Origin of the sequence: Nocardia sp. NPDC051756 (genome assembly GCF_040681495.1) — a bacterium.
GTDB lineage: Bacteria > Actinomycetota > Actinomycetes > Mycobacteriales > Mycobacteriaceae > Nocardia.
This window is the reverse complement of sequence record NZ_JBFAYV010000003.1, coordinates 596,324-621,481: the sequence shown is the minus strand read 5'-3', so window position 1 is coordinate 621,481 and position 25,158 is coordinate 596,324. Positions and strand designations below refer to the sequence as shown.

The 25,158-nt window shown below is 68.1% G+C and carries 24 protein-coding genes; 11 read left to right on the top strand and 13 right to left on the bottom strand.

Features of this window, described 5'->3' with window-relative positions:
- The first annotated feature begins 53 nt into the window (after positions 1 to 53).
- Complete coding sequence (locus AB0M22_RS14535) at positions 54 to 1,514, top strand: CCA tRNA nucleotidyltransferase (protein WP_364725618.1); 1,461 nt, start codon at positions 54 to 56, stop codon at positions 1,512 to 1,514.
- Here AB0M22_RS14535 and AB0M22_RS14530 read toward each other — a convergent pair.
- On the bottom strand, positions 1,511 to 2,326 hold the full coding sequence (locus tag AB0M22_RS14530; RefSeq protein WP_364725615.1) for a hypothetical protein: 816 nt from the start codon (positions 2,324 to 2,326) through the stop codon (positions 1,511 to 1,513). The two genes, AB0M22_RS14535 and AB0M22_RS14530, sit on opposite strands and share 4 nt — an antisense overlap.
- A 164-nt stretch (positions 2,327 to 2,490) precedes the next feature.
- On the opposite strand from AB0M22_RS14530, the gene AB0M22_RS14525 reads away from it, so the two are divergent.
- Positions 2,491 to 3,246 (top strand): 5-oxoprolinase subunit PxpA, encoded by a 756-nt coding sequence (locus tag AB0M22_RS14525; protein ID WP_364725612.1) that lies wholly within the window; start codon positions 2,491 to 2,493, stop codon positions 3,244 to 3,246.
- Positions 3,247 to 3,248: 2 nt separating this feature from the next.
- A complete protein-coding gene (locus AB0M22_RS14520; protein ID WP_364725609.1) occupies positions 3,249 to 3,944 on the top strand; it encodes an allophanate hydrolase subunit 1 in 696 nt (231 codons plus the stop codon).
- A 1-nt stretch (position 3,945) separates the two neighbouring features.
- Here AB0M22_RS14520 and AB0M22_RS14515 read toward each other — a convergent pair whose 3' ends face one another.
- Positions 3,946 to 5,520, bottom strand: a complete 1,575-nt coding sequence (locus AB0M22_RS14515; protein WP_364725606.1) for a DUF4185 domain-containing protein — start codon at positions 5,518 to 5,520, stop codon at positions 3,946 to 3,948.
- A 136-nt stretch (positions 5,521 to 5,656) separates the two neighbouring features.
- Between AB0M22_RS14515 and AB0M22_RS14510 the strand changes: the two genes are divergently transcribed.
- Positions 5,657 to 6,193: a hypothetical protein gene (locus AB0M22_RS14510; RefSeq protein ID WP_364725604.1), complete on the top strand. Its 537-nt coding sequence runs from the start codon at positions 5,657 to 5,659 to the stop codon at positions 6,191 to 6,193.
- Between the two features lie 10 nt (positions 6,194 to 6,203).
- On the opposite strand, the gene AB0M22_RS14505 is transcribed toward AB0M22_RS14510, so the two are convergent.
- Together AB0M22_RS14505 and AB0M22_RS14500 are read right to left on the bottom strand one after the other, a co-directional pair.
- A complete protein-coding gene (locus tag AB0M22_RS14505) occupies positions 6,204 to 7,553 on the bottom strand; it encodes an MFS transporter (RefSeq protein ID WP_364725602.1) in 1,350 nt (449 codons plus the stop codon).
- 37 nt (positions 7,554 to 7,590) lie between these two features.
- Entirely contained in the window at positions 7,591 to 8,055 is a 465-nt protein-coding gene (locus tag AB0M22_RS14500) for an NUDIX domain-containing protein (protein WP_364725599.1), read from the bottom strand.
- A 236-nt stretch (positions 8,056 to 8,291) separates the two neighbouring features.
- Here AB0M22_RS14500 and AB0M22_RS14495 point away from each other — a divergent pair, with 236 nt between their 5' ends.
- Positions 8,292 to 9,065, top strand: a complete 774-nt coding sequence (locus AB0M22_RS14495; protein WP_364725595.1) for a pirin family protein — start codon at positions 8,292 to 8,294, stop codon at positions 9,063 to 9,065.
- Between the two features lie 186 nt (positions 9,066 to 9,251).
- Positions 9,252 to 9,749, top strand: coding sequence for a DUF4190 domain-containing protein (locus AB0M22_RS14490; protein WP_364725592.1), 498 nt, complete (start codon positions 9,252 to 9,254; stop codon positions 9,747 to 9,749).
- Here the strand turns inward: AB0M22_RS14490 and AB0M22_RS14485 are convergent.
- The gene (locus AB0M22_RS14485) at positions 9,736 to 10,128 is read right to left on the bottom strand and encodes a hypothetical protein (protein ID WP_364725589.1); all 393 of its coding nucleotides are present in this window, start codon (positions 10,126 to 10,128) and stop codon (positions 9,736 to 9,738) included. The genes AB0M22_RS14490 and AB0M22_RS14485 overlap by 14 nt on opposite strands.
- Before the next feature lie 254 nt (positions 10,129 to 10,382).
- Here AB0M22_RS14485 and AB0M22_RS14480 point away from each other — a divergent pair, with 254 nt between their 5' ends.
- The 3 genes from AB0M22_RS14480 (at position 10,383) to AB0M22_RS14470 (ending at position 13,730) form a co-directional block, all read left to right on the top strand.
- A complete protein-coding gene (locus AB0M22_RS14480; protein ID WP_364725587.1) occupies positions 10,383 to 11,234 on the top strand; it encodes a Scr1 family TA system antitoxin-like transcriptional regulator in 852 nt (283 codons plus the stop codon).
- A 10-nt stretch (positions 11,235 to 11,244) separates the two neighbouring features.
- On the top strand, positions 11,245 to 11,625 hold the full coding sequence (locus AB0M22_RS14475; RefSeq protein WP_364725584.1) for a DUF397 domain-containing protein: 381 nt from the start codon (positions 11,245 to 11,247) through the stop codon (positions 11,623 to 11,625).
- A gap of 86 nt (positions 11,626 to 11,711) precedes the next feature.
- Positions 11,712 to 13,730 carry a M13 family metallopeptidase gene (locus AB0M22_RS14470; protein WP_364725582.1) on the top strand — a complete coding sequence of 673 codons (2,019 nt, stop codon included), beginning with the start codon at positions 11,712 to 11,714 and terminating at the stop codon, positions 13,728 to 13,730.
- 22 nt (positions 13,731 to 13,752) lie between these two features.
- On the opposite strand, the gene ugpC is transcribed toward AB0M22_RS14470, so the two are convergent.
- From ugpC to AB0M22_RS14430, 8 genes are all read right to left on the bottom strand, one after another.
- Positions 13,753 to 14,832: a sn-glycerol-3-phosphate ABC transporter ATP-binding protein UgpC gene (ugpC, locus tag AB0M22_RS14465; protein ID WP_364725579.1), complete on the bottom strand. Its 1,080-nt coding sequence runs from the start codon at positions 14,830 to 14,832 to the stop codon at positions 13,753 to 13,755.
- A 69-nt stretch (positions 14,833 to 14,901) separates the two neighbouring features.
- Complete coding sequence (locus AB0M22_RS14460; RefSeq protein WP_364725576.1) at positions 14,902 to 16,230, bottom strand: ABC transporter substrate-binding protein; 1,329 nt, start codon at positions 16,228 to 16,230, stop codon at positions 14,902 to 14,904.
- Positions 16,231 to 16,246: 16 nt separating this feature from the next.
- Positions 16,247 to 17,038 carry a carbohydrate ABC transporter permease gene (locus AB0M22_RS14455; RefSeq protein ID WP_364726930.1) on the bottom strand — a complete coding sequence of 264 codons (792 nt, stop codon included), beginning with the start codon at positions 17,036 to 17,038 and terminating at the stop codon, positions 16,247 to 16,249.
- 71 nt (positions 17,039 to 17,109) lie between these two features.
- Entirely contained in the window at positions 17,110 to 18,039 is a 930-nt protein-coding gene (locus AB0M22_RS14450; RefSeq protein WP_364725573.1) for a sugar ABC transporter permease, read from the bottom strand.
- 170 nt (positions 18,040 to 18,209) lie between these two features.
- The gene (locus tag AB0M22_RS14445; RefSeq protein WP_364725571.1) at positions 18,210 to 19,112 is read right to left on the bottom strand and encodes a L,D-transpeptidase; all 903 of its coding nucleotides are present in this window, start codon (positions 19,110 to 19,112) and stop codon (positions 18,210 to 18,212) included.
- Between the two features lie 303 nt (positions 19,113 to 19,415).
- On the bottom strand, positions 19,416 to 20,810 hold the full coding sequence (locus AB0M22_RS14440) for a cytochrome P450 (protein WP_364725568.1): 1,395 nt from the start codon (positions 20,808 to 20,810) through the stop codon (positions 19,416 to 19,418).
- A gap of 48 nt (positions 20,811 to 20,858) precedes the next feature.
- A complete protein-coding gene (locus tag AB0M22_RS14435; RefSeq protein WP_364726927.1) occupies positions 20,859 to 22,070 on the bottom strand; it encodes a serine hydrolase domain-containing protein in 1,212 nt (403 codons plus the stop codon).
- Between the two features lie 117 nt (positions 22,071 to 22,187).
- Entirely contained in the window at positions 22,188 to 22,727 is a 540-nt protein-coding gene (locus AB0M22_RS14430) for a DUF6764 family protein (RefSeq protein WP_364725565.1), read from the bottom strand.
- 232 nt (positions 22,728 to 22,959) lie between these two features.
- Here AB0M22_RS14430 and AB0M22_RS14425 point away from each other — a divergent pair, with 232 nt between their 5' ends.
- Positions 22,960 to 23,580: a hypothetical protein gene (locus tag AB0M22_RS14425; RefSeq protein ID WP_364725563.1), complete on the top strand. Its 621-nt coding sequence runs from the start codon at positions 22,960 to 22,962 to the stop codon at positions 23,578 to 23,580.
- 83 nt (positions 23,581 to 23,663) lie between these two features.
- Positions 23,664 to 25,124 (top strand): MFS transporter, encoded by a 1,461-nt coding sequence (locus tag AB0M22_RS14420; RefSeq protein ID WP_364725560.1) that lies wholly within the window; start codon positions 23,664 to 23,666, stop codon positions 25,122 to 25,124.
- Positions 25,125 to 25,158 lie beyond the last annotated feature (34 nt).

The window sequence follows — 25,158 nt, the reverse complement described above, 5'->3', positions numbered from 1 at the left end:
AACCGACACTGCGCCGGAATCTCGCTTGGTAGGGCTCGGTAAGCTGCTATTTCGTGGTTTCGACCGAGTCCGAGGACGCAGAGCTGGATAGACGTACCCGATTGCTGGCTGCCGCGGCGGTGACGCTGGGCAGGCTGTCGGAGGTACTGGAACCGCTCGGCGAGATGTTCGCGGCGAGCGGTCATGAGCTGTATCTGGTCGGCGGCAGCGTGCGTGACGCGGTGCTCGGCCGGCTCGGCACCGATCTGGACTTCACCACCGACGCCCGCCCCGAGCAGGTGCAGCAGTTGCTGCGCGGCTGGGCCGATCATCTGTGGGACACCGGCGGTTTGGCGTTCGGCACGGTCAGCGGGTCCAAGGGCGGCCAGCAGTTGGAGATCACCACCTTCCGCAGCGACAACTACGACCGGGTTTCGCGCAATCCCGAGGTCACCTTCGGCGACAACCTCGGCGACGACCTGGTCCGCCGCGACTTCACGGTCAACGCGATGGCGGTGCGGATCGGCTCGGACGGCTCGCTGGAGTTCGTCGACCCGCTCGGCGGGATGGACGCGCTGCTGGCCGGCCTGCTGGATACGCCTGCGGCGCCGGAGGATTCGTTCAACGACGACCCGTTGCGCATGCTGCGCGCCGCCCGGTTCGTCTCCCAGCTCGGCTTCGAGCTGCATCCGCGGGTGCACACGGCGATCACCGCGATGGCCGAGCAGATCGAGCGGATCACCGCCGAGCGGGTCCGGGTGGAGCTGGACAAGCTGATCGGCGGCGCGCACCCGATCGACGGCATCAACATCATGTGCGAGACCGGGCTGGCCCAGCGGGTGCTGCCCGAGGTGCCCGCGATGAAGCTGGAGATCGACGAGCACCACCAGCACAAGGACGTCTACTGGCACTCGCTCACCGTGCTCCAGCAGGCCATCGACCTGGAGGAGGGCGACCCGGACCTGGTGCTGCGCTGGGCCGCGCTGCTGCACGACATCGGCAAGCCGGACACCAAGCGCAACGAGCCGGGCGGCGGCGTCAGCTTCCATCACCACGAGGTGGTCGGCGCGAAGATGGTGCGCAAGCGGATGCGCGCGCTGAAGTACCCGAAGCAGTTCACCGAGGACGTGGCCCGGCTGGTGTTCCTGCACTTGCGTTTTCACGGTTACGGCAAGGGCCAGTGGACCGATTCCGCGGTGCGCCGCTACGTCACCGACGCCGACGAGCTGCTCCCCCGGCTGCACAAGCTGGTCCGCGCCGACTGCACCACCCGCAACAAGCGCCGGGCCGCCGCGCTGCGCGGCACCTATGACGACCTGGAAACGCGCATCGCGAAGTTGCAGGAGCAGGAGGATCTGGCCAAGGTCCGCCCCGACCTGGACGGCAACGCGATCATGGAATTGCTCGGCCTGCCACCGGGTCCCGAGGTCGGCAAGGCGTGGCGGTTCCTCAAGGAGCTGCGCCTGGATCGCGGCCCGATGACCCGCGACGAGGCGGAGTCGGCCCTGCAGGAGTGGTGGAAAGCCCAGGCCTAGAAGACGATCAGCGTCGTCCCGGTGACGATGGCGGAGCGGATCTGGGCCAGATCGAACGACCCGGTGATCTCCGGCAGCTCGATCCGGAAGCGGACCAGATCGCCGTCGCGGGTGGCGTGCACGATGCGCGCCTGATTCGGTAGTTGCTCGAGCAGCAGCGCGGGCGTGCCGATCATCCGGCGCGGCATCCGCAGGCCCAGCCAGGTGGCGCGGAGCAGGTCCACGGTCACCCGGTTGTCCGTCACGGAGGCGTCCACCAGCGCGGTCAGCCGTCGGCGCCGGTGCTTGGCCCGGATCAGTCCGCTGTCCTCTATATCCAGCACCCAGTCCAGCGGCTGGCTGTTGATCCAGCCGACCAGGGCCGCGGTGGTGACCGTGCCCTCGAGGTCGAGCCGCGCCGCCCGCACCTTCGTCGGCACGCCGGGGATGAGCCGGACGCCGTGCGCGATCACGGTCACGGCCTCGATCGGGTGGTTGTCCCAGCGCAGCCGGGACAGGACCGTCTTGGTCTGGAAATGCGCGCCGCGGCGGCGGACCTTCAGCACCTGCAAGGTGGCGTGCAGGTCGTGGCCGAGCAGTGTGGCGCTGACCTCCTGCCCGCCGAAGCGGCTCAGGATGCCTTCGCTGAGCACGGTCATCAGGGCGTCCGGCATCAGCGCCGTGACGGTGCCCGCACCGAGGTCGGCGCCCGCGTCCACCCAGGAGGTGGTGACGGAGATCCACTGTTCCAGCCAGGATTGCTCGAACAGGCGCTTGCCGAGATCGACGGCCCGTAGCGGCGACCAGGACTTCGGATCGAAATACGTGGCCATGATTGGTCCGAGCGTACTTGCCGACGCTGAACTGGACCATCGTCCTGTGACCCAGGTCGCGTTCGGCGCTGAGCACCCCGTCCTGACCGGGCATTCTTGCTTGGAGAGCACCGGCACAACGAGAATCGGGTGCGGTCCGACACACCGCCACGGAAAGGGTGCATATGCCGCTGGATCTGAACAGCGATCTCGGCGAGGGCTTCGGTCCGTGGAAGATGGGCGACGACGCGGCCATGCTGGACATCGTGACCAGCGCCAACATCGCCTGCGGGTTCCACGCGGGCGACCCCTCGATCATGCGCCGGACCTGCGGGCTCGCCGTGGAGAAGGGCGTCCGGATCGGCGCGCACGTCGGCTATCGCGATCTGGCCGGGTTCGGTCGGCGCGAGGTCACCATGGTTCCGGCCGAGCTGCGCGACGAGGTGCTGTACCAGATCGGCAGCCTCGACGCGTTCGCCAAGGCGGCCGGTGATCGGGTGCGGTACGTGAAACCGCATGGTGCGCTCTACCATTCGGCCGCTCGGGACCGGCAGCTCGCGGACGCGGTGCTGGGCGCGCTGGTCGATTACGACCCGGAGCTGGCCCTGCTGGGTCCGGCCGGCTCGCAGCTGGAGCAGGCGGCGGAGGCGGCGAAGGTGCGATTCGTCGGGGAGGGATTCGCCGACCGCGCGTACACGCCGGCCGGCACGCTCGCCGCGCGTGGCCTGCCCGGCGCGGTGCTCGGCACCAATGAGGCGGTCACGCAGGCGGTTTCGATCGCCATGTCGGGCACGGCGCGCACGGTGGACGGATCCGGCGAGGTCACGGTGCGGGCGGCCAGCATCTGCGTGCACGGCGACACTCCGGCCGCGGTCGAGATGGCGCGACTCATTCGCACGGCCCTGGACGAGGTCGGGGTGCCGGTCGAATCGTTCGGCTGAGCATGACCGACCGCGAACCGGCAGCGGCGGATCCGGAACGGCAGATCCGGGCCGCCGGCGACTGCGCGCTGCTCGTGCTGCCGTCGCACCACGACGAGGTCGCGAAACTGGTTGCGGCTCTGCGTCTGCACCCACCGAAAGGTGCGCAGGACATCCTGCCCGCCGCGGAAACCGTTCTCGTGACGCTGCTTTCGCCGAAGCACGCGGAATCCGTACGGCACGAGTTGGCGACCCTGCTGCGCGAGCTGCAACAGCCGACGGCAGAACAGGATTCGGGCATTGTTTCCCGTGGAACACTGCGCGACAACGATTCTCCGGACGATCCGCTGGTCGTCCCGGTGCGCTACGACGGCGCCGATCTCGCCGAGGTCGCGCGACTACTCGGACTGGCCGAAGCCGAAGTAATCGCCGCACACACCGGAACGATGTGGCGATGCGCCTTCGTCGGATTCGCCCCCGGCTTCGGCTATCTGGAGTCACCCGATGCCCGATTGACCGTGCCGCGTCGCCCGGAGTCCCGCACCACCATCCCGGCGGGCGCGGTCGCACTGGCCGGCGGCTACTCGGCCGTCTATCCGCGCAGCACCCCCGGCGGCTGGCACCTCATCGGCACCACCGGCCTGCGGATGTGGGACGTGGACCGCGATCCGCCCGCACTGATCCGCGCGGGTGGTCTCGTCCGGTTCGTCGAGGACTGACTCAGTTCGCCGAATCCAGCTGCGCGTGCATGAGATACACGTTGTAGCTGTCCCAGGACGAAATGGTGAAGTACAGATCCTTGCCGGTCGACCACGGATGGATGAACCCGCCGTAGGACTTCGGATAGTCGGCCGTGGACAGCAGCTGCGCCGCCTCGGTCCAACTGCCTTGGGGTTCCGCCGCATTGCGCACCACGATCGCGCCGCGACCGGAGTCCAGATACACCATCTGCCACTGCGCGTTGTCCCGGTCGTAGCGCACCGACACCTCGCTGGCCAGGCCGGGAACCAGTGGGGTGGCCTGATTTTCGGCGGCCGGCGCCCAGCTGCCGTTCACCCAGTACTGGTAGGCCGAGGTGTTGAGCACGTCGTCCTTCGGCACCCGCGCGAGACCGATCACGCCGACGCGTCCGTTGGGCGTGCCGAACATGTAGACGTAGTCACCCTGCGGCACCATCGCCGCGACCTGGAACCGGCCGACGCCGAACAGGTTGTCCCACTTGGCATGCTGATCCTTGGTCCAGGTGCGCCCGTTGTCGTCGGAGTAGGCGAGCCCGCCGTAGTTGTTCGACCACAGTCCCGGGATCCGGCTCCACCGATTCACCGACATGTAGCTCAGGTACTGCCGGTCGCCCAGCGCGAAGCCGGAGGTCGGGATGGTGGTGGTCTCCCAGTTCTTGATCTTGCGGCTGTCCAGGATCTCGGCGGCGTGGCAGCGGCTGTCCTGCACCATGGCGTCCAGCGACATGCCGTCGGACAGCTCGTGATCGGTGCTGTAACCCAGCACGTTGCTGCGCCAGTCCTGGTCGTCGTGCCCGGCGCCGCCGACCTGCCAGCCCTTGCCGAAGGTGTCGCCGAACACGACGGCGACCTCCCCCGGCTTGGTCTCCCACATCACGCCGAGGTCGGTGCCGTCCACCTGCCAGCGCAGGTCGGTGCGATTCTGCGAGCCGTGCCCGGTGATCTGGCCTGCCAGTTCCACCGAGGTGACCCGTGGTTCGGCCACCGGTGCGGCGAGTGGTCCCGGTTCCGCGGGGCGCGTCACCACCGGCGGTGCGGGCTGTGGCGCGAGGCCGGGTCCGCCGGGGACCGGCACCGGGATCGGTTCGATCTCGGGCTTGAATTCGATGCGCGGCACCTTGATCGGGTCGGCCGAACTCGGGCCAGGCGGTTGGCCTGCTTCCGGGAACGGGCTCGGATCAGGGTTCGGCTCAGGCGGTTTCGCGATGTCGCGGACTTCGGGGCACGGCGTGTGGCACGGATCGGCGGCCGGCGGACCCGGGTCGATCCTGGTCCTGTCCGGCTCCGGTCCGGGCACCGTGATCGGCGTGAGCTGCGGAATCGGCACCGGAATGTCGATCCGCTCGGGTAGCACCACCGAAGGCAGCGGCGGCAGCGCGGGATCGCGCTCGCGATTCAGCGGATCGAAACCGACCTCGCCGCAACTATTTACCGGCGAGGGGGCCCAGGGGAACGGCGCGGCCTGCGCGGCCGGGACGGGCAGCAGGCACAGCCCGCCGAGCACCGCACCGAACAATGCCGGTGCACCAGCGGATCGGCTTCCGAAGCGGCGCATCACGTATCACGATTCCGCGCCGGAAAACCCATGTGTCGCTGACTCCTGTCGAATCGGGCCGAAGCGAAAAGAAACCTACCGGAATGGACTGTGCGAAATAGGGAACCGAATGTCGGTCGCGCGCGTCCAATCACATATGAACGAGATCGAGTACGTGTTCGGCACGGGCGACGGCACGGTGCACGTCTGGCACAGCCAAGCCGATCTGGAACTGGCCGGCCCGGCCTCGGCCACGGCCGACGCGGTCCAGCTCGACTTCGACGGCGACGGCCTGACCGACGACGCGATGTGGGACACCTGCGGTTCCGGCATCGCCGACGTGGCCGCCTTGGACGTGGACAACGACGGCGTCCTCGACCACTTCTATACCGACCCGACCGGGTTCGGCACCTGGAATCACCACATCACCGGCACCGCGTCCGACGCCGTCAGCGAACCGCTCGACTGGATCGTGCGCACCGACCACATGGAGGCCCACCAGCACACGGCCGCCGATGCCGCACCGCAGGATCCGATCCCCGGCTGGTCGAATGTCGACGAACAGCCGCCGCATCAGCCGACGCTCAAAGACCCGCCACCGTCGCACCGGCCCCCGGACGACCTACCCGACTACCTGGCCCAGCGGATGAATCCCACCGGACGGCACCTGGACGACGATCCGGTCATCACCTGAATAAATAGCGTCAGCCGAGTTTCCGCCGCCGCATATTGAGCGCGATGGCGGCAATTCCCGCGCAATAGATTCCGGCGCCCACCACAATCACCGGCAAGGACCGCCCGTCGTCCGGGATAACCAGCGCCGCCGCGGCGATCGCCAGGATGAACGCGATATTGAACACCGTGTCCTGCAACGCGAATACCTGTCCGCGCCGGGCGTCATCGATATCCATCTGCATCGTCGCGTCGCCGGTCAGCTTGATCGTCTGCCCGGCCAGCCCGAGCAGGAACGCGCCCACCAACAAGAGCTTGTGCGCGTGCGGCACCGCCGCGCCCTCGTCCACGATGGCGATCGGGGTGACCAGCGTCAACTGGACCACCGTCGCGGTCAACAGGCCGGCCACCACCGTCTTGGATCGGCCGAGGCGCGGAATCAGCAGCGGCGCGACCACGGCCGCCACCAGCATGCCCGCGGCGATAGCGGCAATGGCGACCCCGAACCCGAGCAGCCCGCTGCTCAACGCGGAACCGTGGGCCGGTCCCTGCCGCAGCACGAGCACCATGATCAAGGTGTTGATGCCGAACACGATTCGGTGCGTACCGATGCCCAGCATCGCGGTGGTCACCTGTACCGACTCCCACACCGCCGTCGCACCCGTGCGCAGGCCGGTGGCGATCGCGCGCACCGTGCTCTCGTCGGACGGCCCGCCCGCGTCCGGGCCGAGCACCCGCGGCGCGAACCCCGCCGCCAGCAGCGCGCTGACCACCGGCCCGAGCCCGCTGATCGCCACCGCCACCGCCGAGGCGAAGTCGCCCGCCCCGATCGACCCGATCACCGCCACCGAGGTGGCCGCGCCGAGCCCCGCGCAGCCCGAGGCCACCGTGGCCAGCACCGAATTCATCGGCACCAGCCAGTGTTTGGCCAGCACCTTCGGCAAGGCCGCCGATACGCCCGACAACACGAATCGGCTGATCCCCACCACGGCCAGCGCGAGCAACAACAGCGGCGTCTCCCCGAGCCCGGCCAGCAGTCCCGCGCAGACCAGCGCGATCAACACCGCCCGCGCCACGTTCGCCACCAGCAGCACCGTGCGCCGATCCCACCGGTCCAGCAGCGCCCCCGCGTACGGCCCGATCAGCGAATACGGCAAGAGCAGCACCGCGAAGCCGGCGGCGATCGCCAGCGGATCGGTCTGCCGCTCGGGATTGAACAGAATCGCCCCGGACAGCGCCGCCTGGAACATCCCGTCCCCGAACTGACCGGTGAACCGCACCAGCGCCAACCGCAGCACGCCCGGGCTCTGGCGTAGCGCAGTCCACAGCGGCTCCGGCCGCTCGTCCGAGGGAATGGAGCTCTCCGAGCGACCAGTGGACACGCCGCGAGGTTACTGGCTGCGGCGGATTCGCGCCGAATCAGTGCGCGCCGGTGACCAGCGCGCTGACCGCCGCGCGCATGTCCGGCGCCATCGGCAGCTGGTCGAGGGCGCCGGCGTCGATCCAGGCGAACGCGTCGTGCTCGCCGGGTTCGAGGGCCACCTCGCCCGGTTCGACGTCGACCAGGAAGCTGAATTTACGTACTCGGGACTTGGTTCGGGTGGCGTAGTCGATGCCGCCGAGGAAGTCGGTGATGCGGCGCACCCGCAGGCCGGTCTCCTCGAACAGCTCCCGTTCGACGCATTCGGCGAAGGTTTCGCCGGATTCGACTCCGCCGCCGGGTAGTTCGTACATGCCGCCGTGATAGTCGTCCGGCACCCGGCGCACCACCAGGAGTTTGCGCTCGCGGAACACCGCGACGCCGACCACGAAGTGGGCGATGCCGTCGCGGCGCGCCTCGCTGCGGAGTTGTCGCTCGATGCGCGCGAGGGCCTCGGGTCGCATCTCTTCGTCACCTCCGGTTGCATTGCGGCGCATCATTTTACGAATCCGGCCCGGGCGTGGGAAGCGCGCACCCACCGGGTCGCTGGACCGGTCGGTTCTGCTCGCCTGACGTTCACCCGCTGGTCGCTCGCGTAAAATGCCGAGTGCAGGACAATTTACTAGGAATGTGGAGTACCGCGACGTCTGTGCTCCTACCCTGAAAGGTGATCGGTGCACGGTCCCGAGAGGAGGACCTGATGTCCACACTCACGACACCACACATCGACGTCCATCGAGCAGGCGACCGCATGAAGACGCGGGTTTCCTGGCTGGATTCGAAGCATTCGTTCTCGTTCGGGGAGCACTACGATCCGGACAACACCCACCACGGCCTGCTGCTGGTCAACAACGACGATGTGGTCTCCCCCGGTCAGGGCTTCGACACGCATCCGCACCGGGACATGGAGATCGTCACCTGGGTGCTCGGCGGCAGCCTGGTCCATCAGGACTCGCTCGGCCACAGCGGCATCATCTACCCGGGTCTGGCCCAGCGGATGAGCGCGGGCACCGGCATCCTGCACTCGGAGAAGAACGACGCGTGGCGGATCGACGGCGCCCGGCACGACGAGCCGGTGCATTTCGTGCAGATGTGGGTCGTCCCCGATGAGCCGGGCCTCACACCCGGCTATCAACAGCTCGAGATCGACGACGAGCTGGCGTCCGGCGGTTTGGTGACCGTGGCCGCCGGCCTGCCGCGCTACCGCGATCGCACCGCCATCGCCATCAACAGCAGCCACGCGGCGTTCCACGTGGCCCGGATGACCGGCGATCCCGAGCACGTCATCGATCTGCCCGACGCCCCTTACCTGCACGTATTCGTCGCGAGCGGCGAGGTGGAGATGGAAGGCGTCGGCACCCTGGACGAGGGCGACGCGGTCCGGCTGACCCGGTCCGGCGGCCAGCGCGTCATCGCCCGCAGGCCGTCGGAGATCCTGGTCTGGGAGATGCACGCGCGCCTCGGCGCGCAGTAGCCGAACGGCCTGATTCGATCTCGTCGCGCGCGTCCAGCCACCGCAGGCCGCCGGCTTGCGACAAAATGGGCATACCTCGCATTAACATCCGCCCGTAGCGCATGCGATCAGTAGGCGATCCCCGCGTACCCGCCGGCCCACCTGGTCCGGATCGAGCGGCGCGAGGCACCGACGGAGAGGAAGTCCATGTCGCAATACCCGCCTCCCGGCCAATATCCGCCACCTCCCGGGTACGGCCAGCCACCCGGCGGTCAGCAGCCCGGTCAGCCCGCGTACTGGCAGGAGTCGCCGAAGGGCAAGGGCCTGGCGATCACCGCGCTGGTGCTGGGCATCATCGCGCTGCTGAGCTTCTGGACGCTGGTCGGCGGCTACCTGTTCGGCGCGTTCGCCATCATCTTCGGCATCGTCGCGCTGGTGAAGACCCGCTCCGGCCGGGCTGGCGGCGCGGGGATGGCGATCACCGGCCTGATCCTCGGCGCGCTGGGCCTGATCGGCGCCATCGTGGTCACCGTCGTGGGCTACAGCTTCTTCGTCAACAGCGGCGGCAAGGACTTCGTCGACTGCGTGAACAAGGCGGGCGGCGATCAGTCCAAGATCGACCAGTGCGAGAGCGAATGGAATCAGCGACTGGAGGACAAGTTCAGCGTCACCCTCACCCCACCGCCGGCGCCTACTCCCCGCTGACCGCCGCGCAAGCCCGGGTAGCGGCCAGCACGTCGCCCATTTCCGGGCGAAAGTCGCGCTCGGGCTCGGCAATCCACTTGCGGTAGCCGCTGCCCTCGTCGGTCGGCGAGGGCAGCACGATATGACTGCCGGGCAGCGCGACCGAGGCACAGACCCGGAACAGCTCGGCGAACAGTTCGGTGTCCAGATACGAGTTGTCGGTGGGACCGGTGAGGAACGTCCACCGGTCCGAACGCGGATGCGCGATGATCGGGCCCGCCCGGTCGTCGGGCGCCGCCTCGGTCAGCCACGCGCGCACCCGGCGGCCCAGCGCGGCGGGCATCACGACCGCCCCGACCGCGCCCACCTCCAGCATGATCCGGCCCAGCGCGGGATCCACGACTCCGTATAGGCCGTGGTCCTTACGATATCGGCGGCAGCGGGCGATGGCGTCCTGCATCGTCGTGTAATCGGAAGACGCGGGATAACTGCCTGATTCAGTGCGGGACAAACTCATGACGTTCCTCGCCTCGATGCGGGTGGATCGCGTGAAGGGGGGAGAGAATCGACCGCTGAAACCCGACCCTAATGCCGCACAACTGGGTTGACAATAGTCACACGCCGGTGAGTCGACCCCGCGTACGATCGCCTGTCATGGCACCCGTCTCGCCTACCGTTGCCCGCTGGGAACTGGTGTTGCGGCTGCGTGAGCTGCGCGAACAGCGCGGCTTCGATTCGGCGGGCTTCGCCAAGCGGGTCGGCTTCACCCCGGCCAACTGGTCGCATGTGGAGAAGGGCCGCCGCGTGCTCACCGGCAACACCATCGGCCCGGTGCTCGAGCTGCTCGAGGTGGAGGCCGAGGAGCGCGCGGAGCTGCTCGCCCTGCTGGAGGCCAGCAAGCAGCGCGGCTGGTGGACCAAATCGTCCGCGCTGATCGGCCCGGAATTGCAGCGCCTCTACGGCATGGAATACGGCGCGCAGAGCATCCGCAGCTACGACAGCCTCGTGGTGCCCGGCCTGTTGCAGACCGAGGACTATGCCCGCGCGCTGATCAGCTCCGACGTGATGATCCGTCCGGTGCAGGTGGACCAGCTGGTCGCGATCCGGATGCGCCGCCAGGAACGGTTGCGCGGCACGGAACCGGTCGAGCTGACCGCGGTGATCGGCGAGGGCACGCTGCTGCAGCAGACCGGCGGCCCGGAGGTGCTGCGCGCGCAGTTGACTCATCTGGCCGAACTGATCGACCAGCTGGACACCATCGAGGTGCGGGTCATCCCGTTCGCCGCCACCGCGGGCGCGGTGCTCGGCGGGTCGAGTTTTCACCTGATCGATTTCGCCGGCGAGCAGCTCCCGACCTTCGGCTGGGCGGAGAGCGCGGTATTCGGCGGGGCGGTCGACGACCCGGAACTGGTCCGCGATCTGAGCTTCGCCTACGTGCGCGCGCAGGAGCAGTCGCTGGACCGTGTCGCATCATCGACCCTGATCAGGACGTATGCCCGAGTGTAAAATCCGGCCCATGGCCACCACCGCTACTTCCCGGTCGGTTCGCACCGACTGGTTCCGGTCGACTCGATCGAACAACGGCAACCAATGTGTCGAGGTCCGCTTCGATGGGGACGCGGTGCTCATCCGGGACAGCAAGTACCGCCGCAATCCAGCCAACCACCCCGCCGACGAACCCATCATCACCGTCACCGCCCGGGAGTGGACCACGTTCCTCGACAGCCTGCGCGCGCCCGGACGAACGTCCGGCGCGCTGATCGCGCACACCACCGCCGACGGGCACACCACCCTCCAGCACGGCAGCACCGTTCTCGGCTACACCCCGCAGGAGTGGGACGCCTTCCTGCTCGGCGCCCGCGACGGCGAGTTCGATCGCGTCGCGCTCACCGCCTGATCGACGCACTGCCAAATCCATGACCGTTGCCCCCGGCTGTCCGCAGTCGGGGGCCGATTTCTGTGCGCGTCGGCATACTGGACAGCGTGACTTCCGAGCTGAACAGTCCCTCCGGTATTGATCTGTCCTACCTTGACCAGGCCGTACGGGTGCAGGACGACCTGTTCGCGCATGTCAACGGCAAATGGCTGGACGACTACGACATACCGGCCGACCGCGCGGTGGACGGCGCCTTCCGTACGCTCTACGACCAGGCCGAACTCGACGTCCAGGTGATCATCGAGCAGGCCTCCGCCCAAGCCGCCGAGCCGGGCACCGATGCCCGCAAGATCGGCGATCTGTTCACCAGCTTCATGGACACCGAGACCGTCGCCGCGGCCGGCCTGGCCCCGATCTCGGCGGAGCTCGCCGCGATCCACCAGGTCGCCGATCGCAGCGCGTTCGCCGCGCTGCTCGGCTCGTTGCAGCGCACCGGCGTCGGCGGCGCGGTCAACTTCTACGTGGACACCGACGACAAGAACTCCACCCGCTACCTGGTGCACGCCACCCAGTCCGGCCTCGGCCTGCCCGACGAGTCGTACTACCGGCAGGACGAATCCGCCGAGATCCGCGCCGAATACATCGCGCACATCGGCCGCATGTTCGCCATCGCCGCGGCGGATCCGCGGATCGCCGACCTGCTGCCGCAGGACCTGGACACCGTCGGGCAGCGGGTGTTCGAGCTGGAGCGCAAGCTGGCCGCGGGCCACTGGGATGTGGTGCGCCGCCGCGACGCCGAGCTCAGCTACAACCTGACCACCTTCGACGAGCTGGTCGCCGCGCACCCCGAGTTCGACTGGGCGGCCTGGGCTTCCGCGCTGGCCGAGAACGTGTCCGCGTCCGGTCCCGAGGTGCTCGCCGAAGTCGTGGTCCGGCAGCCGGATTACCTGGACACCTTCGGCCGCGTGTGGACCGAGGAGTCGCTGGCGGACTGGCAGGCCTGGGCCGCCTGGCGGGTATTGCGTGCGCGCGCACCGTATCTCACCGACGAGCTGATCGCGGAGAACTTCGCCTTCTACGGGCACACGCTGACCGGCGCCGAGGAGATCCGCGAGCGCTGGAAGCGCGGCGTCTCGCTGGTGCAGGACCTGCTCGGCGAGGCCGTCGGCAAACTGTATGTGGCCGAACACTTCCCGCCGGACGCCAAGGCCAGGATGGTGGAGCTGGTGGAAAACCTCCAGGAGGCCTACCGCCGCAACATCGCCCAGCTGGACTGGATGGGTCCGGACACCAGGGCGGCCGCGCTGGCCAAGCTGGAGAAGTTCACCCCGAAGATCGGCTACCCGGACAAGTGGCGCGACTACTCCGACGTCCGGATCGACCCGGCCGACCTGGTCGGCAACTACCGCAACGGTTACGCCGCCGACCACGATCGCGACCTGAACAAGCTCGGCGGCCCGGTGGACCGCGACGAATGGTTCATGACGCCGCAGACGGTGAACGCCTACTACAACCCCGGCATGAACGAGATCGTCTTCCCCGCCGCGATTCTGCAGCCGCCGTTCTTCGACATGAACGCCGACGACGCCGCCAACTACGGCGGCATCGGCGCGGTGATCGGCCACGAGATCGGCCACGGCTTCGACGACCAGGGCGCCAAGTACGACGGCGACGGCAACATGGTCGACTGGTGGACCGACGACGACCGCACCGAATTCGGTAAGCGCACCAAGGCGTTGATCGAGCAGTACAACGTGCTCTCGCCGAAGGACCTGCCCGACGAGCACACGGTCAACGGCGAATTCACCATCGGCGAGAACATCGGCGACCTGGGCGGGCTGTCCATCGCGCTACAGGCCTACAAGATCTCGCTGGACGGCAACGAGCCCGCGGAGATCGACGGCCTCACCGGCCTGCAACGCGTCTTCTACGGCTGGGCCCAGGTCTGGCGGACCAAGGCCCGCACCGAGGAGGCCATCCGCCGGCTCACCGTCGACCCGCACTCGCCGCCCGAATTCCGTTGCAACGCAGTGGTTCGCAATATCGACAGCTTCCACGAGGCGTTCGCGGTGAACCCGGGCGACGCGCTGTACCTGGATCCGGCCGAGCGGGTCAAGATCTGGTAGGTCCGGCGGACCGAGGGACGCCTCAGCGCAGGCGTTCCTCGGTCGTCGCGTCGAAGAAGAACACGTCGTCGAGCTTGGGCCGCAGGCGCAGCTGATCGCCGAGCGCGACCTGGAAGCGGCGGTCCACCCGGGCAACTACCTTGCCGGAGCGGCTGTTCCAGTCCGCAGCCACGCCGTGGCTGTAGACGAACGACTCCGAGCCCAGCTCTTCGAGCAGCTCGGCGGCGACGGTGAGCCCACCTTCGTCGGTGGTCACCTCCCACGATTCCGGCCGGATCCCGACGATCACCCGATCGCCGGTATCCGCCGTGCGCGGCACCGGGATGCGCAGATCGTCGAGCACCGCGACCCCGTCGCGCACCGGCGCCTCCAGCAGGTTCATCCCCGGCGAGCCGATGAATCCGGCGACGAAGGTGTTCACCGGGTTGTCGTAAAGCTCACGGGGCGCGGCGATCTGCTGCAACTTGCCGTCGAGCAGCACGGCGACCCGGTCGCCCATGGTCATCGCCTCCACCTGATCGTGGGTGACGTACACCGTGGTGGTGCCGAGCCGCTTCTGCAGCGCCGCGATCTGCGACCGGGTGCTGACCCGCAACTTCGCGTCCAGGTTGGACAGCGGCTCGTCCATGCAGAACACCTGCGGCCTGCGCACGATCGCCCGGCCCATCGCGACCCGTTGCCGTTGTCCGCCGGACAGTTTCGCCGGTTTGCGGTCGAGCAACTGCTCGAGCTCCAGCATCTTCGCCGCCTCCTGCACCCGGACCAGGGTGTCGGCCTTGCTCATGCCTGCGTTGCGCAGCGCGAAGCCCATGTTCTCCGCGACTGTCATGTTCGGGTACAGCGCGTAGCTCTGGAACACCATCGCCACGTCGCGCGCCCGCGGCGGCAGCGCGGTGACGTCCTTGCCGCCGATCAGGATTCGGCCCGCCTCCACCGATTCCAGCCCGGCCAGCATGCGCAGGCTGGTCGACTTGCCGCAGCCGGACGGGCCGACGAGCACGATGAACTCCCCGTCGGCGATGTCGATGTCCAGGCTGTCGACGGCGGGTGTCGGCGCACCGGGATACAGGTGCGTCACACCGTCGAACTGCACTGTGGCCATGGGCGTCGATCTCCTCGTGTGAAACTCACGGTGGCGGCCACGCGCGGCGGCCGCCACCGGATGCGGGTGTTACTTGGGCAGCTTCGGGGTGATCTGCCGGTCGATGATGGCCTGCAGCTGACTGGTGACATTGGCGTAAACCGTTGCCGGGTCGGCGTTCTGCAGCCCGATCTGCTCGAGCCCGGTGCCGATGATCTGGTCGCCGCCGGGCACGAATACCCGGGCGTAGTCCTGCGACTTGGTCAGCGGCAGCTGGTCGATGGCGACCTTCGCGTTCGGGTTCTTCGCCAGGAAGTCCTGTTCGCTCGGATCGGTCACCGCCGACTTACGCACCGGCATGTACCCGGTGGCCTGGGAGAAGTACGCCGTGTTGGTGGCGTTGGTGATGAACTCGATGAACTTGAGCGCGTTCACCTTCCGCTGATCGGAGATCTTCGCCGGGATCGCGAGCCCGGCGCCGCCGGTGGTGACGCCGGGGCCGTTCGGGTGCGGCAGGTTCGCGGTGCCGAACTGCAGCTTGCCTTCCGCGTTCTGCTTGATGCCCTTGAGGTCACCGGTGGAGGCGATGGTCGAGGCGATCACGCCGGTGCCGAAGTCGACGGCGATCTGCGGCTTGATGCCCGCGTACTTCTTGGTGTGGATCATGTCCCGGAGGAACTGGGCCGCGGTGATGGAGCCGGGCTCGGTGAACTTCAGCTTCCACTGATCCGAGTACGCGCCGCCGAAGGTCCAGTTCGGGCCCTGGAAGGTCCAGGCCAGGTAGTTCTTCGCGTCGCCCCAGCCGTGCGCGAGCTTGCCGTCGCCGACCACGGCCTGGATCTTCGGGCCCCACTCGTCGAACTCGGGCCAGCTGTTCGGGCCGCGGTCCGGCAGGCCTGCCTTCGCCCAGACGTCCTTGTTGTAGTAGAACAGCGGCGTCGAGCGGGAGTACGGCAGCGCGTAGTGCTTGCCGTTGAACAGGTAGTCCGCGGCCAGCGAGTCGACGTAGTCGTCCAGCTTCACCCCGGCGTCGCCGAAGTGCCCGTCCAGCGGCTCGATGGTGCCGTTGAGCGCGTAGTTGAACCACCAGACATCGGACAGCACAACGACATCGGGCAGCTCGCCGCCGGTGAGCGCCGCGTTGAACTTCTGCGCCACCTCTTCGTAGTTGCGGCCCGCGTCGATCAGATTGACCTTGAGCTCGGGGAACTTCTCCTGGAAGCGCTTGATCAGCTCGGCTTCCTGATCCTTCGAGCTGCCGGGGTGGTTGGACCAGAAGTTGATGGTGTTGGCGTCGCCGGACTGCTTGGCGCCACCGCCGCTGCCCGCGCACGCGGTCAGCGCCGCGCCCGCGGCGACGGCGCCGGCCAGCCCGATGAATCCGCGCCGGGACAGCGCGGGGAATCGATTAGTGGACACGTGGTTTCTCCTGTATCTAACCCTTGACCGCACCAGAGGTGAGGCCTTTGATCATGTGGCGTTGCAGCAGCAGGAACACCACGAGAATCGGCAGCATGGTCAGCAGCGTGCCCGCCATCACCGGCCCCCAGTTGGTGACGCTCGGATTCTCGGTGTTCTGCAAGAGGGTCAGGCCGACCGGCAGCGTGGCGACCTCGGGACCGTCGGCCATCAGGAACGGCCAGAGGTATTCGTTCCACTCGTTGACCAGCGTGACCACGGCGAACGCGACCATGGTCGGCCCTGACATCGGCAGCACCACCTTGACCAGCAGCCGCCACCAGTTCGCGCCGTCCATCCGGGCGGCCTCGATGACCTCCGACGGCAGCGACAGGAAGTGGTTGCGCATCAGGAAGGTGCCGAAGGCGACGCCGCAGAGCGGAACGATGATGCCCACCAGGGTATTTCGCCAGCCCAGCTGGGCGACCAGCGCGTAGTTGGAGATCACGGTGATCTGGTTGGGCACCATCAGGGCCGCGATGATCACCAGGAACACCACCGACTTACCGGGGAAGCGCAGGAACACCAGCCCGTACGCGCTGAGCACGCCGAGCACGAACTTCACTGCGGAGATGACCGCCGTGACGATCACCGAATTACGGAAGAAGGTCCAGAACGGCAGCTTGGTGGTGGCGTCCTGATAGTTCTCCGGATGGAAGCTGTGCGGCCAGTACACCGCGGGCTGCACGTAGATGTCCGGGCGGGCCTTGACCGAGGTGATGATGATCCAGAACAGCGGAACGCCGACGATGATCAGCACGCACACCATGGCGGCATAGCCGAGCAGCTTCACCCCGCGCTGGCGCCGCTGGTAGGAATTCGTTTCAGCGCCTGCGCTTTTCACTGCTCATTCCGATCCATGACGCGAACCTGCACCAGCGTGACCACCAACAGCACCACGAACATGATGGTGGCCACGGTCGCGCCGTACCCGGCGCGGAAGTTACGGAAGGTTTCCTCGTACACCTGGTAGACCATCGTGGTGGTGCCGGTGCCGAGCGGCCCGCCGCGGGTCATCACGTTGATGATGTCGAAGACCTGCAACGAATTCAGCAGCACCGTGATGGACAGGAAGAACGTGGTCGGGCGCAGCTGCGGCAGCAACACTTTGGTGAAGGTGGTCCAGCGGCTCGCGCCGTCCATCTCGGCCGCCTCCATCAGCTCGGCCCGAACCCCTTGCAGCGCGGCCAGATAGATGACGAAGCTGTAGCCGAGGTTCTTCCAGATGTAGGTCACCGTCACCATGAACAGCGCCCAGTGCGGGTTCTGGTAGAAGTCCGGCACGTTGTCCACGCCGAGCCGGCCCAGCACGTCCTGGACCAGGCCGAAGCTCGGATCGAAGATGAACTGGAAGGCCACGCCGATGGCGGCGCCGGAGATGACGAACGGCGCGAAGATCGCCGAGCGGACCACGTTGCGGCCGAACAGCTTCCGGTCCAGCAGCATGGCCAGCGCCAGGCCGAGCACCATGCTGCCGACCACCGCGGCCAGGGTGAACACCAGCGTGTTGGTGACGATGTCCCAGGAGTCCGACCGGCCCCACCACTCGGTGTAGTTGTCCACCCCGATGAAGGTGGCCACCGGGTCGGAGATGTTCCAGTCGAAGAACGAGAGCCGGATGTTGTCGATCAACGGCCGGTAGACGAACAGTGTCAGCAGCGCGAGATTGGGTACTACCAAGATCAAGAACAGGACGTAGTCCTGCCAGGGCCGGTTCCGCAAACCGCGTCCGCGCGGTTGGGGTAGTACTCGTTCCGGCTTAGCTCGCACGTCGCGCACTCTACGGACAGGAGCAAACAGTCGGTTAACGCTGTCCGGACGAACGCTGAACTTCTCGAGCACGCGCCCAGTGAATCAAGAAGCCGAACATCACGATCAGCAAATCAGCTAATTGATCGTAATGTTCGGCTCGATGACGTGTCTTCGGTTGTGCGGGAAGGCTAGTCGTTCCAGTCGCCGGCCAGGCCGTCGCTGGTGCCGATCGAGCCGCCCTTGGTGTTCACGATGACCACCGGGTCGCCCTTGCGCGAGTTCTCCATGAACCACTTGGCGTTCTCGGTGCTCACGTTGAGGCAGCCGTGGCTGGAGTTGGAGACGCCCTGCTGGCCGACCGACCACGGCGCGGCGTGCACGAAGATGCCGCTGTTGGAGATCCGGGTCGCGTACTCGACCTCGAGCTTGTAGCCCTCGGGGTCGGTGGTCGGCACCCCGTAGGTGGACGAATCCATGATCATCTTGCGCAGCTGCTCGCCGACCACGTAGGTGCCGTTCGGCGTCTCGTGCTTGGTCTTGCCCATCGAGGTCGGCATCGTCTTCACCTCTTCACCGTTGCGGGTGATGGTGATCGTGTGCGTGTTGTCGTCGGCGGTGCTGACGAACGCGTCGCCGATCCGGAAGGCGCTGCGGGTGCCGCCCGCCTCGACCGTCACGTCGGTGTTGTCCGGCCAGAACTCGTTCGGCCGCCAGCGCACCTGCTTGTCGCCGCGCCAGTAGAAGTGGCCCGGCGCGGCCTTCGACGAGGTGACCTTGATGAACTTCTCCGCGGCGCCGTGATCGGGCACCGGGTCCTTGAAGTTGATGATGATCGGCTGGGCGACACCGACCTCCTCGCCGTCGGCGATGTTGATCGACGGCGGCGCGAAATTCGGCTGCTGCGGCGCCGGATCCTGAGCGGAACCGGCCGATCCGGAGCCGAACGGGAACGGCTCCGCGTCGGCGGGGGCGACCAGCAGGACGCCCGCCGCGATCGTCGCGGACAACAGGGCGCCAGCCCGCAGCCTGCGGGTTAGCTGAGCTCCCCTGCGATGGGCAGGTAGCGACCCGGTGTGCGAAGCGACATGCATAGGTTTCTCGTCCATTCCATCTCTCGGCACACCCGTGCGGACGCACGCGTGACCCGAGATCTCTCATCGGCGTGGAGCAGGCAGAGCTCACCCCACGGGTATTGACGGCCCGACCCTCATCCTTCCTACCGTCCCGGTGCGGCCCGAAGCCAGTTGCGTTTCAAAATGATTCGTTCAGACCGTCCGGTGTGGTAGCCGTCACATAACCCGGTGACCGTTGTCCGGCTTCCCGAAAGGTACCGGTCACGTCGGCGAGTCCGGTGTGTGGATCGATGCCGCTGGTCGGTCGCTGTGGCGCCGCCGTCAAACGCCTTCGTGATGTAAATCACCCTCGACGACGAACGGAATCGAGCGATGCGGACCGGTTGCTATGTTGTGCGGCACCGACATCGGCGCACGGCCGTTCGCATACCGCGCGGGCAGCCGCAACCGCACCTGGTTCACGATGGTAGCCAACGCGATTCGCAGTTCGTAGTCCGCCAGCGCGGCCCCGACGCAGCGCCGATGCCCGCCCCCGTACGGCGCGAACTCGAACGGCCCGTACTTGCGCTCGATGAACCGCTCCGGCCGGAACCGCCGCGCGTCCGGCCACACCTGTGGGTCCGAGTGCAGCAACGGCACCGCGACCCCCATCGTGTCGCCAGCGGCGAGCGGCACGCCGCGCAGCGTGAACGGCGCGGTCAGCCTGCGCACCACGATGGGCACCGCCGGATGCAGGCGCAGCGTCTCCTGACACACCGCGTCCAGGTAGGGCAGCCGGGCCAGCTCGACCGGGCTGACCTCGGGTCCGGCCGCGCGCAACTCCGCGCGCAGCCGGTCCAGCGTGGCCGGTTCCCGGTGCAGGTGGAACAGCGCCCAGACCAGCGTGGTCGCGGTGGTCTCGTGGCCGGCCACCAGCAGCGTGCGCAGTTGCTCGCACAGCTCGGCATCGGTGATCGCGGTGCCGTCGTCATAGCGCGTGCTCAGCAACATGCCGAGGATGTCGGTGGCCAATTCGCCGGTGCCGGTGCGCCGGTGCGCGATGTCGTCCAGGATCAGCCGGTCCAGCCGCGCGCGGGCCGCGACGAACCGATCCCACGGCGCCTGCCCGAACAGTCCGTGCCGCAGCAGCGGCACCAGCAGCAGCGGCCCGGAGAACGCGGTGAGGAATTCGCCGACCGCCGTGCTGTATTCGGCCCGGCGCTCGCGGCTGTCCACGCCGAACACCGCCTCCAGGATCACCCGCAGGGTGATCGCCCTGGCCGCCGCGCGCGAATCGATCCGGACGCCCGGTCGCCAGGCCTGGCCGCTCCCGTCGGTGCCGCCGGCCAGTTCCTGCCGCACCGAGTCCAGGATGATGTCCCCGTATACCCGGATCCGCGCACCATGGAAGGCCGGGGCGAGCAGCGCGCGATCGCGGCGATGCCGCTCGCCCGCGGCCAGGATCAGCGAGGTCGGGCCGACCAGCGGCTCGATCGGATTGGGCTGCGGCGGTTCGAGCGCGTCGATCGGCGCGCGGAACAGCTCGCGCGCCCCCGCGGCCGTTCCGGTGAACAGTCCCGACCCGAAGCCGGGAAAGCGGACGAAGAACGGATCGCCGTCGCGCGACCGGCGCCAGCGGAAGTACCGGTCGAAGTCGATGCCCGCGGCCAGCGCGTGCAGCACGAACAGCCGCGGTGCGCGCGGTGCGGTGCCTGCGCGCGGCTCGGCTGTGCCCACGTCCATATCTATAGGTACGAACTCACCGGGCCGTCGGTTCGACGCGAGTCAGGAATCCGTCTCGTCGACGACCACCGCGGGCTTGGCCCGGCGCACGGTATTGCGCGCGGTCGCGGCCAACCGGGCCAGCCGGGCGTCGCCGAGCGCGGTCACCGCGTTGCCGAGCCGGTTGGTGACGAAGGCGATGGACATGCCGAGCTCCGGATCGGCGTAGGCGCCCGACCCGCCGACGCCGTAGTGGCCGAACGCCTTTCGCGGCTGCTGCTTGGACATCAGCACCGGGCGGTGATAGCCGAGGGTGAATCGCAGCGGCAGCCCGAGCACGTAGTCGCGGCTCTCGGCGGGCTGCACCTGGTTGATCGTCTCGATCGTCTCCGGCCGGAGGAACCGCACGGGCTCGGCGCCGCCGGGGCGCGGCCCGAAGACCTGTCCGCCGTTGGCCAGCGCGCCGTACATCCTGGCCAGCGCGCGCGCCGAGAAGACGCCGTTCCAGCCGGGCATCACCGCGTCGTGCACCCGTGGGTCGCGGACCAGCTCGTCGAAGCTCTCCGGCATGCCTGCCTCGGCCAGCCCGCGAATCGGGCGCACCCAGGACAGCACCGACGAGGCGGTGTTCCAGCGGATGCCCGGCGGGCTCAGGTGCGGGAAGATCTTGGCGATCCGGTAGCGCTCGGATTCCGGCACCCGGAACCAGAATTCGTCCAGGCCGAGCGGCTCGGCGATCTCCCGGCGCACCACGTCGACGAACGAATCGCCGGTGACCCGCTGCACGATCTCGGCGACCAGCCAGCCGAAGGTGATCGCGTGATACCCGGAGGTGCGGATGCGGCGCGGGTCCGGCGGGCTGTCGGCCAGCGTCTTGATCACCGCGTCGTAGTCGAGGATGCCCTCGCGCCCGGGGACCAGGCCGCGCACCCGGTGCAGGCCCGCGCGGTGGGACAGGACATCGCGCACGGTGATGTCGTCCTTGCCGTGCGCGGCGAATTCGGGCCAGTACCGGGCGACCGGTGCGTCGTAGTCGATCAACCCGCGTTCGGCCAGCCGGTGCACCACGGTCGAGGCGACGCCCTTGCCGGTGGAGAAGGTCAGCGCGACGGTGTCGCCGTTCCAGCGCCGATCCTTGTCCGCCCAGCCGCCCCAGATGTCCACCACGGGCTTGCCGTCGAGATAGACGGCCAGGGCGCCGCCGCCGCGGTTCGGCTGGGTGAACATGCCGAAGAATTGATCGGCCAGGCGGATGAACCGCGGGTCGACCAGCATTTCCTTGGGCGCGGCGAGCTTGCCGTCGGCCGGGTCGGCGGCATCGAAGCCGCCCGTTGCCATTGCCGAAACCATGGGGTCACCTCCTGACCTGACCACCGATCGCGGGTGCGTTCCTCAGGGTAGCTGGTGTACCGGGGTCTGCCAGCGGCCGAAAGGGGTGCTGAGGCAGGTGTCACCCGTGCGCGAATTCCAGGCGAAGGCCCCGCCACCCAGGCAGACCACGGAGCGTTCGACGGTCTGCGCGCTCGCCCTCGACCCGTCGAGCGCGACCGAAACCGCGACGATCGGCACCCCGGGACTCTGCGAAACCTCGTCGCGGTCAATGGAACTGAGGGCGATCGCGTCCTGGCCGACGCCGACCGCGATCGGGATGCCGCCTGCCCCGTTGCTGGCGCCGACGCCGCCGCGCACGCCGACGCCGATCGCCGTGGCTCCCGCGGTGGCGTTCGCGTAGCCGACACCGTCGATGCCGAAGGATTTCGCCTGGCCGAGCAGGTCGGTGGCGGCCCGGCAGGCGGTGCGGCCGTCGATGACGGTGATGTCGGTCCCCTTTTCCGAAGTGCAATGCACATCGGTAGCTGAGGCGACACCGGGCAACCACAGAGAGGCAAGTACCGCGGCGGCCGAGCAGACGATCACGCTGATCAGCTTCACGGGCAACTCCTCTCGAACTCTGAAACCCCACTGTACTCAGATCGGTTGCTGGAACCTCGATTCCATAGCGCGCTTGCGAGTCGCGACTGCGCGAGGCCGCACGGTCGAGTCGACGTGTGCGCGTTCGATGGTGTATGCATGGCGTGTATTTGCAAGCGCAGCTTTATCTTGTTTACTTCGGATTCTTACGGGGGCGTGAGTTCGGAGCGTGACAGCTCGGGAGGACTGTTTCGTGTCTGGTCAACTGACCTGGGGTCGTGTCGCGTTTGCGTCATTCGTCGCGGCGGCCGCGCTCGCGCTGGTCGGCTGTAGTTCGACGGTCAGCGGTCACGCGCAGCCCGCGGTGGACAACGGCACCATCAACGCCGTCTCGATCACCAGCACGCCGAAGCCGTCGTCCGGCCGGCCGACCACCGGCAAGCCGACGCCGACCAGCAAGGGCGGCAACACCGACTTCCAGGCCAACGAGGGCGATTGCGTCACGCTCGGCGGCACCACCTCCAACGCCACCATCACCAAGGCGTCCTGCGGCAGCCGCGCGGCCAACTACAAGGTGATCGGCAAGGCGCCGAAGAGCACCCAGTGCGTGGGCGACGCCGACAACTACTACGCCGAGACGCTCAACGGCATCGAGCAGGGCGCGTACTGCCTGGACATCGACTGGGTGGTCGGCGGCTGCATGGACGTCGGCGGCGACGATCCCAAGCGGATCGACTGCACCGGCGCCGCGCCGGTCAAGGGCGTCAAGGTGGTCAAGCGGGTGGACGGCGCGGACGACGTGAACGTCTGCGGCAGCGGCACCGGATACGTCTACGAGCAGCGCCACTTCGTCGTCTGTGTGCAGGAGATCTGACTGCCCGCCCCGGCGGTGATCTGACACATTCGCCCAACGGTGAACTCCCGGGCAACCGGGCGCCGGACGGCTAAGTTGAGCCGGTGAGCACGACTGATCTTCCCCGGCTGAAATCGGCCACCGGCCGCTGGATTCTGCTGGCCACCATCCTCGGTTCGTCGGTGGCCTCGCTCGACGCGACCGTGGTGAACATCGCGCTGCCGCGAATCGGCGAGTCCCTCGACACCGACGTGGCCGGGCTGCAATGGACGTTGAACGGGTACACGCTGACCCTGGCCTCGTTCATCCTGCTCGGCGGCTCGCTCGGCGACCGGCTCGGCCGGCGCAAGGTGTTCGTCTGGGGCACCATCGGTTTCGCCCTGGCCTCGGTGCTGTGCGGCGCGGCGATGAACATCGAGATGCTGGTCTTCGCCCGCATCCTGCAAGGTGTGGCCGGCGCCATGCTGACGCCGGGCAGTCTCGCGCTGATCTCCTCGTCCATCGATCGCCGCGATCAAGGCGCGGCGATCGGCCTGTGGTCCGGCTTCGGCGGGGTGGCCGGCGCGTTCGGGCCGTTCCTCGGCGGCTGGCTGATCGAGCTGGCCGGCTGGCGCTCCATCTTCTTCATCAATGTGCCGCTCACCCTGGTCGTGGTGCTGGTCGCGCTGAAACACGTGCCGGAGAGCCATGATCCGAACGCCAAGGCGCGGCTGGACGTGCCGGGTGCGGTGGTGGTCGCGCTCGCGCTCGGCGCCCTGACCTTCGGCCTGATCGAGACCATGCCGCTGCTGCTGGTGGCCGGCGTGCTGCTGCTCACCGCGTTCGTGGTGATCGAGCTGCGCAGCGACCATCCGCTGGTGCCGCCGGTGCTGTTCGCCTCCCGCGTGTTCACCGCGGCCAACCTGGTCACGCTCGCGGTCTACGCGGCGCTCGGCGGCGTCTTCTTCCTGCTCGTGCTGGAATTGCAGTTGGTGGCGGGCTATTCACCGCTGATGTCGGGAGTGGCGACGGTGCCGATCACGCTGATCATGCTGGTGCTCTCGGCGCCGGCCGGGCGCTGGGCGCAAATGCACGGGCCGCGCATTCCGATGACCATCGGTCCATTGCTCGCCGCGGGCGGTCTGGTGTTGCTGCTGCGCATCGGCCCGGACACTGTCTACTTCACCGACGTCCTGCCCGGCGTGCTCGTCTTCGGCTTCGGTCTCGCCGCACTGGTCGCGCCGCTGACCGGGGCCGTGCTCGGCGCGGTGCCGTCCAGCGAGGCGGGCATCGCGTCCGGGGTGAACAACGCCGTCGCGCGGACCGCGCAGCTGCTCGCCGTCGCGGCGCTGCCGGGTCTGGCCGGAATCTCCGGCGCCCTCGGCGATCCCGTCGCCTTCAACGCCGGTTTCGGCACGGCCATGTGGATCTGCGTCGGCCTGCTGATCGCCGGCTCGCTGCTCGCGGCCGCGCTGCTGCGCCAGCCGCGCCGACCAGCCAGCCTGGACAGCGTCGACTGCCTGCCGCAGTGCGGCGTTGCCGGTCCCGCGCTGGCCCCGGCGCAGACCGAGAAACCGACGGCATAAACGAGAAATGAGCGGGCGCAACCGGTTCGAATCC